We start from the raw sequence: 14,071 nt of genomic DNA, 5'->3' as shown, positions 1-14,071 counted from the left end.
ACCCGAGGAGACCTCCCATGCTGGACCACATGACCTTCCGCGTCACCGACATCGCCCGCACCAAGGCGTTCTACACCGCCGCCCTTGCGCCTTTGGGCTACAGCCTGTGTTTTGAGGGCAACTACGGCTCGAACATGCTGGGCTTTGCCTACCCGGCGCCGTCCGAGCCGGATGGCAAGAAGGCCGATGTGTGGTTCATCGACGGCCCCTCGCCGTACGGTGGCCCACCGGCCACTGCGGGCTGCCACCTGGCGTGGCGCGCCCAGAGCCGTGCGCAGGTGGACGCTTTCTACGCCGCCGCCATCGCCGCCGGGGGCAAGGACAACGGCGCGCCGGGCCTGCGGCCCGACTACCACGCGCACTACTACGGCGCCTTTGTCATCGACCCCGAAGGCAACAACGTGGAAGCCGTGTGCCACCTGCCGGAGTAAGCAACACCGCAGCACACCCCGCAAAGGGCGCCTCCCCCAGCGAGTGCACCCGTGGAACTGGCTTTGCCAGGCCACCAGCTGCGTCCCCCTGGGGGGAAGCGGCGCAGCCGCTCAGGGGGTCAGTCGAGTTTCACACCCGCCGCCTTGATGATCTCGCCCCAGCGCTTGGACTCGGCGCGCGCCATGGCGCGGAACTGCTCGGGCGTGCCGGGCAGGGCTTCCATGCCAAAGTCGTTCATGCGCTTGACCACGGCGGGGTTGAGCAAGGCCTTGTTGAGGTCGGTGTTCAAACGTGTGGTGATGGCGGCGGGCAGCCCGGCGGGCGCCAGGATGCCCTGGAACGCGAACACCTCGGTGTTGGGCACACCGGCTTCGGCCAGCGTGGGCACGTCGGGCAACGCGGCCACGCGCTTGGCCGAGCCGATGGCCAGCGCGCGCACCTTGCCCGAGGTGATCACGGGCAGGCCGGCGGCCAGGTCCAGGAACATGCAGGGCACCTGGCCGCCCATCACATCCTGCAGCGCAGGCGCGGCGCCGCGGTAGGGGATGTGGGTGAGGAAGGTCTTGGTGCGGTTCTTGAACATCTCCATCGCCAGATGGTGTGGCGAACCATTACCGGGCGAGGCGTAGTTGAGCTTGCCGGGGTTGGCGCGCGCGTAGGCCAGAAACTCTTTCACCGTCTTGGCTTCAAACGCAGGGTTCACCACCAGTGCCAGCGGAAAGCGGCTGATGCCGCCCACGTAGGTGAAGTCCTTTTCGGGGTTGAACGGCAGCTTGGTGAACAGGTGTTCGTTGTAGGCCAGGATGGCGTTGTCGGCCGACATGAAGGTGTTGCCGTCGGGCTTGGCAGTGGCCACCATCTGGCCGCCGATGTTGGTGGACGCGCCGGGGCGGTTGTCTACCACGATCTGCTGGCCCAGCGTCTGGCGCATGGCCTCGGCCACGGTACGGGCCAGCACGTCGGTGCCGCCACCGGCGGGGTACGGCACCACCCAGCGCAGGGGCTGGTCGGGCCAGGCGGACTGGGCGGCGGCCCAGGGCGCGGCGGTGGTGGCGCCTGCGGCGGCCAGGGCGGACAAGAGGGTACGGCGTTGCATGGGGTTGTCTCCTTGATACTATGAATTTGATAGCTGCCAGCGCATATTCAACTAGCGCCTGCAGCCGGTTTTATTCAAATTTTGCGCTGCAGGGCCTCAGGCGGCCGGTGCGGCAATGGTCTGGTCGATGGCACCAAAAATGCTGGCGCCGTCCTTGCCCTTGACCTCGATGCGGATGGTGTCGCCAAACTTCATGAAGTCGGTGCTGGGCTTACCGTCCTGGATGGTTTCGATGCAGCGCTTTTCGGCGATGCAGCTGTAGCCCTTGGGCCATTCCATGCGGCCGTTCTGCTCCACGCCCTTGTTGCTGACGGTGCCGCTGCCCACGATGGAGCCGGCGCGCACGTTGCGCGTCTTGGCGATGTGGGCAATGAGCTGGCCGAAGTGGAAGGTCATTTCGGGGCCCGCGTCGCACATGCCGACCTTGCGGCCGTTCCAGGTGGACTGCACGGTGAGGTTCACGCGGCCGTGGTCCCAGGCGTCGCCCAGCTCGTCCAGTGTGACGGCCACGGGGCCGAAGGCGGTGGCGGGCTTGCTCTGGAAGAAACCAAAACCCTTGGCCAGCTCGGCCGGGATCAGGTTGCGCAGGCTCACGTCGTTGGCAATCATCACCAGGCGGATGCCGTCCAGCGCCTGGTCGGCATTGGTGCCCATCTTCACGTCGCCGGTGATGACGGCGATCTCGGCCTCGAAGTCGATGCCCATCGCCTCGCTGGGCACCACCACATCGTCGCAGGGGCCGATGAAGTCGTCGCTGCCGCCCTGGTACATCAGCGGGTCGGTGTAGAAGCTCTCGGGCACTTCGGAGTTGCGCGCTTTTCGCACCAGTTCGACGTGGTTGATGTACGCAGACCCGTCAGCCCACTGGTAGGCGCGGGGCAGCGGGGCCATGCACTGGGCCGGGTCGAAGGGGAAGGCGTGGCGTGCGCGGCCGCTGTTGAGCTGGTCGTACAGGTCCTGCAGCTGGGGCGACAGGAAGCCCCAGTCGTCCAGCACCTGCTGCATCTTGCTGGCAATGCCGGTCGCATAATGGGCCGTGCCCAGGTCGCGGGAGACGACAACCAGTTGGCCGTCGCGCGAGCCGTCTTTGTAGGTAGCGAGTTTCATGGTGGCAGGACCTTTGTCTCAGAAGGGTTGATGGGCACCGCTAGCGAAAATTACGCTTGGGTAAATTGATTTAACTAAACAAAACTCGCAAATTTTAGTGCACATGGACAAAGAACGTGCAGGAATTCAATCGGTCGAGGTGGGTTTTGCCCTGCTGGAGGGGCTGACCCGCTCGCGCGGGCCGCTGATGCTCAAGGATGTGGCCGCCTCGGCGGGCATGAGCGCGGCCAAGGCGCACCGGTATCTGGTGAGCTTTCAGCGTCTGGGCCTGGTCACGCAAGACCCGCGCACCGCGCGCTATGACCTGGGCCCGGCCGCACTCAAGCTGGGGCTGGCGTCGCTGACGCGGCTCGATGGCGTGCGCCTGGCCCGCGAGCGCATGCCGGCACTGATGGAAACCATCGGCCACACGCTGGCACTGGCCGTGTGGGGCAACCATGGCCCCACCATCGTGCACTGGGAGGAATCGCCCCAGGCCGTCACCGCCAACCTGCGCCTGGGCGACGTGATGCCGCTGCTGTCGTCGGCCACGGGCCGGTGTTTTGCGGCCTTCATGTCGCCCGAGGTGGTGGCGCCGCTGCTGAAAGAAGAACTGGCCCGCGCCGTGAAGATGCGCCGCACCGACCTGCCAGCCACCATGGCCGAAGTGAATACCCTGCTGGCCGAGGTGCGCGAGCGCGGCGCCGCCCGCGTGGTGGACACGCTGCTGCCCGGCATCGTCGCCTTCTGCGCCCCGGTATTCGACGCCGACGGCCACCTGGAGCTGGGCATCACCACGCTGGGCTCCATCGCCACCTTCGACCCCGAGTGGGGCGGCGCCATTGATGCACCGCTGCGCGCGGCGGCGGCCCAGCTGTCCAGCGACCTGGGCGCGGGCAGCGCCTGACGGCCCCGCCACGCACGGACAAAATGCCACGGCGCGCGCTGGTTTTAATCACGGCCCTGGTGCTGGCCCTGCACTGGCTGGTGCTCAGCGGCGTGCCCCTGGCCTGGGACAGCCCCGCGCAGCCGTCCCGCCAAGTGTTCAGCACACGCAGCATTGCGCCCACGCCGTCGCTACCAGCCGTGGCGCCCCCCGGCGTCACCGCCGTGCCGGTTGCTGCACCACAACCTGCGCCCCGCAAAAAGGCGCCTTCCCCCAAGCGCCCCCCAGCCCCTGCGGCCCTGGACCGTCCCGAACCCGCACCGACAGCGGCTCCCGTCGCAGAGGCCGAGGCGCCTGCAGACGCCGGTGTAGCAACCACCCTTGCCAGTGCAACCCCTGAGACGCCTGCCAACGACGCCGCACCGGCACCCGCACCTGCAGCATCGGCACCAGCCGCACCTTTAGAGCCTGCCACCGAAGACGCGCAAACCGGCACGGGCGTGGACATCCGCCCGCCCGGAGGTACCGGCCGCAGCGCCAGCACCTCACCACCGCCCGTGCGCATGCCTGCCCCCACGCGCCTCGCGTTTGATGTGAGCGGCCAGGCCAAAAAATTCGCCTACAGCGCCCGGGCCGAGCTACTGTGGCAGCACGACGGCAACCGCTACGAGGCGCGCCAGGAGATCAGCGCCTTTTTGGTGGGCACACGCACGCAGCGCAGCGTTGGCACGGTCACGGAGCAAGGACTGCTGCCCGAGAAGTTCTCCGACAAATCCCGCAGCGAGCAGGCCGCGCACTTTGACTACGCCAAGGGCCGCGTCACCTTCAGTGCCAACACGCCCGACGCGGCGGCAGGCCCCGGCGTGCAAGACCGCCTGAGCCTGTTCATCCAGCTGGGCGCGATGCTGGCCGCAGACCCGGGCCGATTTGTGCCCGGCACCCAGATCACGTTGACCACGGTGAGCGCCCGCAGCGCCGACCGCTGGACCTTCACCGTGGAAGGCCCCGAAACCCTGGATCTGCCCGCCGGGCCCACGCCCGCCCTCAAGCTGCTGCGCCTGCCCCGCAAGGACTACGACCAGAAGGCCGAACTCTGGGTGGCCCCCGGGCTGGGCTACCTGCCCGTGCGCATCAAGCTCACCCAGGCCAACGGCGATTTCGCCGACCTGCTGCTGCGTGCCAGCGGCCCGCCCTGAGCATTGCCTGCGATCGCTTGCGCTGCACGGAGTGTTGCGCCCAAGCGCCATCCGGGCAAAAAAGCCCCACGAACCCGGCGTACTCCGTTTTTCATGAAATACTGCAACGCAGCAGGGGACAAAAGCCGTGGTTTCCTAAGAACCTTTCTAAGGCCCTTGAACTCTGCACACCCGCTGTCATCTGACGTTTATATCGACAAGGGGAACACGATGCACATGCTCTACGACTCAGAATCCTTCGTGGTGGTCCATATGCTGCCCGACGCCGTGGAGAAAAAGAGCACCCAGGTGCTCAACGACACTGCCCCCGCCGTTCCCCAGCTTGCACGCCATGGTTTTGAAATCGTGGACAAGCGCTCCGGCAAGGAGGTGTACCTGGACGGCTCCTGGGCCGAGATGTTCCAGGAACAGATCCTGGCCTGGCAGCGCGAAACCCCGACCCAGGAAGAAGTGGAAGACGCGCTGGACCGCTATGCGGGCCTGGCACAACACCCGGTGGTGGTGCACTGACGCCACGTCCAAGGCCCGCGCGTTAACTCAGCCCGCCGCACCTTCGGGTGCGCTGGGCGGATAAATCCGCCGGTACAGCGGGTCCACCAGCATCAGCACCGCAATCAGTCGGCACACCTGGAACGCCGTCACTACCGGTACGCCCAGTTGAAGCACTTTGGCCGTGATGGCCATCTCGGTGATGCCGCCGGGCGAGGTGCCCAGCAGCAAGGTGACCCAGGGCAGCCCCGTTGCCCAGGCCAGGGCACCGGCGAACAGGGCGCACACGCCCATCAGCCCCACGGTGCCCAGCGCCACCGACGCCAGCCAACGCGGCGCAGTGTGCAAGAACTCCGCGCGAAACCGCACACCCAGGCTCACCCCGATCACGAGCTGCGCGGCGTTGACCATGCCCTGGGGCACGGCCGACAGGCTCTGGCCGGCCATGGTCAAGCCCATGGACACGAGCATCGCCCCCATGAACCACGGGTTGGCGCGGCCCAGCCGGTCCATCAGCAGCGCCCCGGCCCCGGTCAGCAGCGCCATCAGCGCCAGCCCCGGCCAGTTCACCACCCGCAGCGTGGGCGGCAGGATATCAAGGCCGTGCAGGCCGCTGAACTGCAGCGCAAACGGAATGGTCACCGTGACGATGAGCAGCCGCAGGCTGTGGCTGGCGGCCACCAGGTCGGTGCGCGCGTTTTCGCGCTCGGACAACAAGGTCATCTCTGACGCCGCACCAATCGCGCCGGCAAAGTAGCTGGTGGCGCGCAGCATCGGTGCCGGAACACCGTGCATGCGGGGCGCGTGCACGCGGTAGAGCCACGCGCCAAACAGCCAGCCCAGAAACAGCGCCCACACAATGCCCAGCACGATGGCCCACCACAGCCCACCAATGAGCGCCACCACCTGGGGCGTGAAATACAGGCCCAGGGCGGCGCCAATGGTCCATTGCCCGGCATTGCGCAGCGGGCCCCAGCTTTCGGTGGGGCCGCCGGCCATCGACACGACGGAGGTGGCCAGCAGCGGGCCGATCATCCAGGGCAGCGGGGTCTGCAGGGCCACACAGGCAGCAGCAGCGGCCCACGCCAGGGCCAGGGTGGCCACGGTGCGAACAATGAAAAGGGGGCGCATACGGAGAACGACAGGCAGGCAGGCGGACAGACGGACGCGGCGGGAGGCGCGCCCAACCCCGCAGTATCGCGCGCCCTACCGCCCTGGCCGCCGTGCAGGCGCTGCCCAGACGGAACGGCAGGCATCGCCACCGGGCAACGGCCACCTTGCACCGGGTGCTCAGGCGCCCTGACGGGTGGCAAACAGCAAAATTTCAGCCCCAGCGGCCTGATGCGCTAGTCGAATATGCCCAAGCAGCTATATTTTTAATAGCAATCAGGCAGCACCCCGCCGCGCTGCCATCTCACGCCCCATCACCTCCAGGGCGGCAGGCGGCAGCAAAGCGGCAGCGGCGGGGTAGGCCACGCCTTCTTCGGCCGCGATGTGGGCGCCATACCGCCTGGCAAAACGGTCCAGCGCAGCCTCGTCCAGGGGCGTGAAGCCGGTCGCGTTTTCGTGCAGCAAGGCTTGCAGCCCGGCGCGGGCCGCCGCCCAGTCGGCGGTCATGGCCACGTGGTCCTGCTGAAGGCGGGTGACCAGCGCCTGGACCTCGGGCGTGGCCTGGGCCGACAACAGGGGGAACACATGCAGCTCTTCGTCCTGGTGGTGCAGCGGCGCCGCGATATCGAAGTAGCGGAGCACATCGCGCGCGGCCTGGCGTGCGTCGTGATCCACGCCCTGCTGCCGCACATGCTCCCGCAAGCGGCCCAGCAACCCCAGCGTGCGCTGCACGCGCTCGTGGCAGGCCTCCAGCATGGCAAAGGGCTGCTCAAAGCCCACGGCGGGGGCGCTGAAGCCGGGCAGATGCCGTGGCGCTGCAGCAGATGCGGGTGCGGACGCAGGTGCGGAAGCCCGTGCCATGGCCCGATTCAGCCAAACCGCACAGGGTGGCCCTGGCGGTCGAACGGAATGAACGCCCCATGCGCACCGCCCTTGATGGCATCCACCATGCGCTGCAAGGGCGCCTCGGCGTCGGCACTGGTGGGCGGCTTGTTCAGCGTGCCGGACATCGCCGCCGCAAACACGATGGCCCAGTCGTGGCCTGGGGCGGTGAACTGGCGGGCCTCGGCCACCAGCGCGTCAAACGATGCCAGCTCCTGCGGCGTCTTGTCCACACACATCAGCGGCACCAGGGCACCGCCCTGGCCGGCCTCGTAGCGCGCACGCTGCGCCGGGGTGGCGTCGTCGGGCAGTTCCACCGCCGCGAAGACGAACAGCAGGCGCTGTGGCTCGGGCTGCATGCGTGCAGCCTGCAGCAGGTCGTCAAAACTGGAAATATCCATGCAAAGGTCTCGCAATCAATGAAAGGTTGGGGCCCACCAGCGCGCCTCAAAAACCGGGCAACACGCCCCGCTCGGCATCCAGCGTGCTCACATAGGCACTGGCCGCCGGGCGTGCACGCACCGCCTTGCGCGACAGCACGGTGCCAATGCTGATGAAGCACAGGGCCTGCTCGGAGGCCGCCAGCTGGAACAAGGCCCGCAGGCTGGGCGCCTTCAGCGCCTTGCCGCTGGTCAGCGCGGAGCCGTAGCCCTGCGCCGTCGCCATCAGCAGCATGTTCTGCACGGCACAGCCCGCAGAGACGGTGCGCTCGGCCAGATCGATCTCGGCGTCGCCCCGCTCCGCATCCACCACGGCCAGCAGCAATACCGGAGAGCGGTACGCCTTCTCGCTTGCCTGCGCGGCCTGCTCGGCGGTCGCAGCAGGGTCGCGCTCCAGCAGGGCTTGCGCAAACACATCGGCCAATGGCGCACGTGCGGTCTGCGGCACGAGGATGAAGCGCCAGGGCAACAGCTGTCCATGGTCTGGCGCATGGGCTGCGGCCTGGAGGATCTGTGCCAGCTCGGCCGCGCTGGGGCCAGGGCCGCCCAGGCGCTTGGGCAGGATGGTCTGGCGCGACTGGATCAGCGCTGCCGCCAGCCCGGCCACATCGTCCGGCGCACTGGCCCGCGCCGCAGCCGGCTGCGCACGGGACGAAGGGTTCAACGGCCAGGGAATCACAGACATGGGGAAATCCTCGGAATGCTTACCGCGTCAACCACAAGGAGCACCGGGACAGGCCGCGTGGGGCGCCACGGCTCATCCGCAGCTCCCCAGGTGCCCACACTGCGTGCAGTAATCGCAGCCGTCCTTGCGGATGACCGCATGGGCACCGCACTCGCTGCACTTCTTGCCCGCCATGGCCTGGGGCACGGCCACAGGCGGTGGCGTGGGCTCGTCCAGCGGCAGTTGCTGCTGCACCGGGTCGGCCACGCGGCGCGCCAGGATGTTCTGGATGGCGTAGGCCATGGCCGCCACCTCGGAGTCGTGCCACATGGGCACCAGCGTGCCGTCGTCCTTGCGGTGGGTGCCCAGGCGCACGGGGCCCCGGTCCCAGGCGACCTTGCGCATGTCGCTCAAGGCTCGCTCCAGAAAACCGCCCCGCGCGGCCAGCGAGAGCAGGCGCATGCTGGAGGTGATCCACTGCTGCGACTCGCCGCTCTGGCCCACAGGCATGAAGAACTCAATGGCACGGTCCACAGTACGGTTGCCCACCCCCGTAGGCACGGGCAAGAAGGACACGATGAGGTACAGCGTCTTGTGGCCTTCCTGCGTCCAGTATTCAAGCTTTTCGGCCACGGCGGAGAGGCCGCCTTGCGGGCGGCTCTCGATCACGGTGCGCATCGGGTCCACGGGCGGCGCAGCGGGCGCAGGCGCTGCCACGGCGGCAGGCGCTGGTGCAGGTTCTGCATGCGTTTCGAGCACCGAGCCCAGGATGCTGTTGGGCCGGTAAGTGGCCAGGCCTTTGAGCCGCGCGCGCCAGGCCTGCAGATACAGGTCCTTGAAGTCCTCGTAGGGGTAGTCCGCCGGGATGTTCACGGTCTTGGAGATGGCCGTGTCCACAAAGGGCTGCACGGCTTCCATCATGGCGATGTGGTCCTGCGCGGACATGGCCAGGGCCGAGACAAAGTAGTCGGGCAGCGCGTTCACATCGCCGCCCAGCTCGCGGTACAGGCGCCAGGCGTGGTCTTCCACCGCGTATTCGGTGGTGCTGCCGTCCGACTCGCGCTTCTTGCGCTTGTACATCCAAGAGAACGGTGGCTCGATGCCGTTGGAGGCGTTGTCGGCAAAGGCCAGGCTCACCGTGCCCGTGGGGGCAATCGACAGCAGGTGGCTGTTGCGGATGCCGTGCGCGCGGATGGCCGCTTGCAGCGACTCGGGCAAGCGGCTGGCGAAGGTGCCTTCGGCCAGATAGCCGGTGGCGTCGAACTTGGGGAACACGCCCTTCTCGCGCGCCAGGTCCACCGACGCAGCGTAGGCCGCATCCCGCATGCACTCGGCAATGCGCGCGGCCATGGCGCGGCCCTCGGGCAGGTCGTAGCGCAGGCACAACATGGCCAGCGTGTTGCCCATGCCGGTAAAGCCCACGCCAATGCGGCGTTTGGCCATGGCCTCGTCACGCTGCTGCGGCAGCGGCCAGTAGGTGACGTCCAGCACGTTGTCGAGTGCCCGCACCTGCAGCGCCACGGCCTGGGTGAAGGCGTCAAAGTCAAACGCGGCCACGCCGCCAAACCCGAAGGGGTGGCGCACAAAGCGGGTAAGGATGATGGGCCCCAGGTCACAGCAGCCATACGACGGCAGCGGCTGTTCGCCGCACGGGTTGGTCGCCGCAATGTCTTCGCAGTAGTGCAGGTTGTTGTCTTCGTTGATGCGGCCCAGGAACAGGATACCCGGCTCGGCAAAGTCGTAGGCCGACTTCATGATCGTGTCCCACAACTCGCGCGCGGGCACGGTGGCATAGACCCACAGGCCATCGGCGCGCTGGCGGGCGCCCTGGGCCAGCAGGGCGGCGCCGGGGCGGGCCTTGTGCACCAGCTCCCACGGCGCGTTGTTCTGCACGGCCTGGATGAACGCGTCCGACACGCCGACCGACACATTGAAGTTGTTCCAGCGGCCCGGCGTGCGCTTGGCGGTGATGAACTCGTGCACATCCGGGTGGTCGATGCGCAGCACGCCCATCTGCGCGCCCCGGCGTGCGCCCGCGCTCTCCACCGTGGAGCAGGACTGGTCGAACACGTTCATGTAGCTGCACGGCCCCGACGCCATGGAGGCCGTGGCCTTGACCTGGGCGCCCTTGGGGCGGATGCGCGAGAAGTCGTAGCCCACGCCACCGCCGCGCCGCATGGTCTCGGCGGCCTCGCGCAGGGCTTCATAGATGCCCGGAAAGCCTTCGTCATCCACGCCCTGGATGCAGTCGCCCACGGGCTGCACAAAGCAGTTGATGAGGGTGGCCTGGATGTCGGTGCCCGCCGCGCTCATGATGCGGCCCGCGCCGATGGCGCCCGCCTTCAGGTTGGCGAGGAATAAGGACTCGTATTTTCCGCGCAGCTCCGGCTTTTCGACCGAGGCCAGGGCACGCGCCACGCGCTGGTACAGCTCGTCGGCCGTGGTTTCGCCGGGTTTGAGGTATTTCTCGCTCAGCACATCCAGGCTGATGGGCTGCAGGGAAGCGGTGGGGTTGAGAGGGGGCTGGGGTTCGCGTTTCATGGGGGCCGATGATTTGGGTTGCGGGCTGAAACGGGGTTGCGTTCGGTCAAGGAGCGCTCATTCCACTCCGAATGCCGGCTCCTGGCAAGCAGGGACCAATCACTCGTCCACCAGCACTTGGCCGTCATGCTCCACATAGGGCTGGTAGGGGCCGGTACCGCTGTGGTCCGACTGCGAGGCGGGCACGAACCCGCCGGTCTGCACATCAAAAACATGGACCTCGCCATCCTCGATCACGTAATGCCATCCGTGCAGGCTGATCTGGCCCGACTGCACCCGGCTGCGCACCATGGGGTACTCCATGAGGCGCTCCAGCTGCAGCACCACCGCGCGCTGCTCGGTGCGGCGCAACACCTCGGGGCCCGGCTGCATGGGCAGCAGGGCCTCGCGCCCCAGGTCCAGCCAGCGGTTGAGGTTGGGGGCCTCGGGCGAGACCTCACCATACATCGCCTTGATAGCCCCACAGTGACTGTGGCCGCACACCACGATGCGGCGCACCTTCAGGTTGAGCACTGCAAATTCGATGGCCGCCGTCGTGCCATGGTGGCCGTGCGATCCGTCGTAGGGCGGGATGAAGGCCCCCACATTGCGCACCAGAAACAGCTCGCCCGGCCCCGCGCCGGTCAGCAGGTACGGCACCAGCCGGGAGTCGGAGCACCCGATGAACAGCGTGGTGGGATGCTGCCCCTCGTCCACCAGCGCCTGGAACTGCTGGCGGTACTGGGGAAAGGCGTCGTCATGGAAGCGGCGCAAACGGTCCAGCAACTCGTCGGGCATGGGCGGGCAATGAGGGGATAGGGCAATAGGGTTCAACAGGTGTGCTGCGCAGTTACTGCACCAGCGGCGAATCGGCCGCGTCCAGCGCCACCCCTTCAACCACCGCAGCACCTGCCAGCAGTTGCAGATACTGGCGCAGCGCATTCACCCAGGCCTGCTGGCGCAGGGTGAGCGCGATGGCCTGGCGCACGTCCTCGAACGCGGGCTGTTGCCCGGCCTCGCGCGCTACCACTTCCACCACATGCAGGCCAAAGCGGCTGTGCACCAGGCGGGCCAGCACGCCGATCTCGGCACTGCCAAACACTTCGCGGGCGAACTCTGGCGCGCAGTCGGCGCGGGTGAGCCAGCCCAGGTCACCGCCTTGCTGGCCGCTGGGGCAGTTGGACCACTGGGCGGCGGCTTCGGCAAACTTCGCACCCCCATCATCAGCGCAGCGCAAGTCGATCAACAGCGCCTCGGCGCGCAGGCGCAGCTGTTTCACATCCACGCCCGGCGTCACCGCAAAGAGCACGTGGCGCAGTTGTGCGCGCTCGCCCTGGGCGTGCGCTGCAGGGTGCGCCTCGTGGTAGCGGCGGCAAGCTTCCTCTGACGGATCAGGGACGGGCAGCTCGCGGTCCAGCAACTGCTCGATGGCGTCGGAAGCCTCGGTGCTGATAGCGCCCAGGGCGCCCGGCACATCGTCGGCCGACAGCAACCCCGCCTGCTGGGCCGCCTGGCGCAGCAGCTCGGTGCAGGCACGTTGGCGCAGGGCCTCTTCGTCCAGCAACTCGTGCGGGGCGTTGAGGGCTACGCCGTTGATGCGTGCGATGTCAGCCATGGCCCCTGGCCCGCTTGCTGCGGGTGCGGGCATCGCCTGCACGGGCGCATCGGCCATCGTTGCCACCAGGGCCTCGTAGGCCGCAGTCTGCGTGGGGGTCAGTGTGCTGGCAGGGGCTGCTGCCGCGCTGCTGTCGGTGGAGCCGCATCCGCAGCTCCCGGTTCCACATCCGCTCATGGTGTGCTCCTGGATGGTCGGTGGGTTTCAGGCGCGGCGGTCTTGCGACTGCAGGTGGCCAGCGGGCAGGTTCAGGCGGCGCGCACGCACCACCTGGTAAGGGCGCAGCACATAGGCCAGCGTGCCAAAGCCGCTCCACACATGCACCAGGCGGGTGAACGGGAAGATCAGGAAGATGCTCATGCCCAGGAACATGTGGGCCTTGAAGATCCAGCCCGCCTCAGCCAGCAGCTCCACACCGCCGCTGCGGAAGGTGACCACGCGCTGGCCCCACTCGGCCAGCTTCATCATCATGGAGCCGTCCAGGTGCTGGGCCGACAGCGGAATGGTGGCCAGGCCCAGTGCCAGCTGCAGCCAGAGCAGGATCAGCAGCACGATGTCGCTGGTCTTGGACGTGGCGCGGATGCGCGCGTCCGACAGGCGGCGGTGCAGCAGGATGGAGATGCCCACGAAGGCCAGCAGGCCCGCAATGCCCCCGGTCACCATGGCCATCAGCTGCTTGTTGCCCGCGCTGATGAAATGCTCATACACAAAGTGCGGCGTCAGCATGCCAAAGGTGTGCCCGAAGAACAGGAACAGCACGCCCACGTGGAACAGGTTGCTGCCCCAGCGCAGGCTGCCGGTGCGCAGCAGCTGCGACGAGTCGCTTTTCCAGGTGTACTGGTCGCGGTCAAACCGCGCCCAGCTGCCGATGAAGAACACGGCCAGACAGATGTAGGGATAGATGCCAAACAACAGGGTATCGAGCCAGGGGGTAGTCATGCTGAGACTCCTTCGGGGGCCCGCTCGGCGCGGGGGGTACGGACAAAATGCAAGGGTTGCGGCTGGTCAGGCTTGGACTGGCCCTGGGTGCTGCAACCGCCGAACGCTTCGGGCTCGGCCCAGACCTCGTCCATGGGCGGCTCGGGTGTGAGCGCCACCGACTGCACGCGCTGGCCCGAGACTTCGAGCACCGCAGCGATCACGCTGGCGTAAGGGCTGTTGCGCGACACCAGGGCGCTGAACAAGGCGTTGAGGATGTGGGCCATTTCGCCCAAAAACTCCTTGGCCACGGCGGGTGGCTGGGTGGAGGCAAACTCCAGCACCACCGGCAGGTGGTCGGGCAGCTCGTCGGCTTCAAACTGCAGGCCCGCCTTTTCGTAGGTCTGCAGCAGGTCGATGAGCGCCGGGCCGCGGTCGCGCGAGTCGCCGTGCACATGCTCAAACAGGTGCAGCGAAGTCTGACGGCCCCGGTCAAAGTTGTCCACGTAGCGGGCCTCGGCTTCCAGCGGGTCCAGCGCGGCGAGGTGCTGGCACACGGCCTTCAGCTCGTCCATGCGCTCGGCGCTGAGGGCCTGCTCGGCCTGCAGCGCATCGATGAGCTGCGGCATCACACTGCGCAGCTGCGCATCGGGATAGCTCAGCAGGTAGCCCAGGGCGCGCAGGGTCAGGCGCACAGAGGTCGGGTTCTTCTTGAACATGGTGATTCCTTCCTGTGT

At 67.5% G+C, this 14,071-nt stretch carries 15 protein-coding genes; 4 read left to right on the top strand and 11 right to left on the bottom strand.

Going from position 1 to position 14,071, the window contains the following annotated elements; all coding sequences use genetic code 11:
• The first annotated feature begins 17 nt into the window (after positions 1-17).
• The gene (locus tag ACODSM_RS04740) at positions 18-431 is read left to right on the top strand and encodes a VOC family protein (protein ID WP_488804484.1); all 414 of its coding nucleotides are present in this window, start codon (positions 18-20) and stop codon (positions 429-431) included.
• Between the two features lie 119 nt (positions 432-550).
• Here the strand turns inward: ACODSM_RS04740 and ACODSM_RS04735 are convergent, their stop codons facing one another.
• Together ACODSM_RS04735 and ACODSM_RS04730 are read right to left on the bottom strand one after the other, a co-directional pair.
• Positions 551-1,528 carry a Bug family tripartite tricarboxylate transporter substrate binding protein gene (locus ACODSM_RS04735; protein ID WP_110961654.1) on the bottom strand — a complete coding sequence of 326 codons (978 nt, stop codon included), beginning with the start codon at positions 1,526-1,528 and terminating at the stop codon, positions 551-553.
• Positions 1,529-1,624: 96 nt separating this feature from the next.
• Positions 1,625-2,635, bottom strand: coding sequence for a fumarylacetoacetate hydrolase family protein (locus ACODSM_RS04730; RefSeq protein WP_056059821.1), 1,011 nt, complete (start codon positions 2,633-2,635; stop codon positions 1,625-1,627).
• Between the two features lie 103 nt (positions 2,636-2,738).
• On the opposite strand from ACODSM_RS04730, the gene ACODSM_RS04725 reads away from it, so the two are divergent.
• From ACODSM_RS04725 to ACODSM_RS04715, 3 genes are all read left to right on the top strand, one after another.
• A complete protein-coding gene (locus ACODSM_RS04725) occupies positions 2,739-3,521 on the top strand; it encodes an IclR family transcriptional regulator (RefSeq protein ID WP_015012292.1) in 783 nt (260 codons plus the stop codon).
• A 23-nt stretch (positions 3,522-3,544) separates the two neighbouring features.
• Positions 3,545-4,696: a DUF3108 domain-containing protein gene (locus ACODSM_RS04720; protein ID WP_488804483.1), complete on the top strand. Its 1,152-nt coding sequence runs from the start codon at positions 3,545-3,547 to the stop codon at positions 4,694-4,696.
• A gap of 210 nt (positions 4,697-4,906) precedes the next feature.
• On the top strand, positions 4,907-5,206 hold the full coding sequence (locus tag ACODSM_RS04715; RefSeq protein ID WP_060984226.1) for a BTH_I0359 family protein: 300 nt from the start codon (positions 4,907-4,909) through the stop codon (positions 5,204-5,206).
• Positions 5,207-5,233: 27 nt separating this feature from the next.
• On the opposite strand, the gene ACODSM_RS04710 is transcribed toward ACODSM_RS04715, so the two are convergent.
• From ACODSM_RS04710 to narJ, 9 genes are all read right to left on the bottom strand, one after another.
• Positions 5,234-6,316, bottom strand: coding sequence for an AbrB family transcriptional regulator (locus ACODSM_RS04710; protein ID WP_488804482.1), 1,083 nt, complete (start codon positions 6,314-6,316; stop codon positions 5,234-5,236).
• Positions 6,317-6,571: 255 nt separating this feature from the next.
• Positions 6,572-7,156, bottom strand: a complete 585-nt coding sequence (locus ACODSM_RS04705) for a hemerythrin domain-containing protein (RefSeq protein ID WP_488804481.1) — start codon at positions 7,154-7,156, stop codon at positions 6,572-6,574.
• A gap of 8 nt (positions 7,157-7,164) precedes the next feature.
• Positions 7,165-7,578 (bottom strand): ribonucleotide reductase subunit alpha, encoded by a 414-nt coding sequence (locus ACODSM_RS04700; RefSeq protein ID WP_488804480.1) that lies wholly within the window; start codon positions 7,576-7,578, stop codon positions 7,165-7,167.
• Between the two features lie 46 nt (positions 7,579-7,624).
• Positions 7,625-8,302: a nitroreductase family protein gene (locus tag ACODSM_RS04695; protein WP_488804479.1), complete on the bottom strand. Its 678-nt coding sequence runs from the start codon at positions 8,300-8,302 to the stop codon at positions 7,625-7,627.
• A 72-nt stretch (positions 8,303-8,374) separates the two neighbouring features.
• Positions 8,375-10,822, bottom strand: coding sequence for an adenosylcobalamin-dependent ribonucleoside-diphosphate reductase (locus ACODSM_RS04690; RefSeq protein WP_488804478.1), 2,448 nt, complete (start codon positions 10,820-10,822; stop codon positions 8,375-8,377).
• A gap of 99 nt (positions 10,823-10,921) precedes the next feature.
• Positions 10,922-11,599 carry a carbonic anhydrase gene (locus ACODSM_RS04685; protein WP_110961660.1) on the bottom strand — a complete coding sequence of 226 codons (678 nt, stop codon included), beginning with the start codon at positions 11,597-11,599 and terminating at the stop codon, positions 10,922-10,924.
• A gap of 52 nt (positions 11,600-11,651) precedes the next feature.
• Positions 11,652-12,593: a peptidylprolyl isomerase gene (locus ACODSM_RS04680; protein ID WP_488804477.1), complete on the bottom strand. Its 942-nt coding sequence runs from the start codon at positions 12,591-12,593 to the stop codon at positions 11,652-11,654.
• 27 nt (positions 12,594-12,620) lie between these two features.
• A complete protein-coding gene (narI, locus tag ACODSM_RS04675) occupies positions 12,621-13,355 on the bottom strand; it encodes a respiratory nitrate reductase subunit gamma (RefSeq protein WP_209816440.1) in 735 nt (244 codons plus the stop codon).
• Entirely contained in the window at positions 13,352-14,053 is a 702-nt protein-coding gene (gene narJ, locus ACODSM_RS04670; protein WP_488804476.1) for a nitrate reductase molybdenum cofactor assembly chaperone, read from the bottom strand. The genes narI and narJ overlap by 4 nt, the downstream gene beginning before the upstream one ends.
• Positions 14,054-14,071: the final 18 nt, after the last annotated feature.

This window comes from Acidovorax sp. FG42 (genome assembly GCF_057809195.1).
Note: the sequence above shows the minus strand (reverse complement) of the source record. Positions and strands in the feature narration are given on the sequence as shown.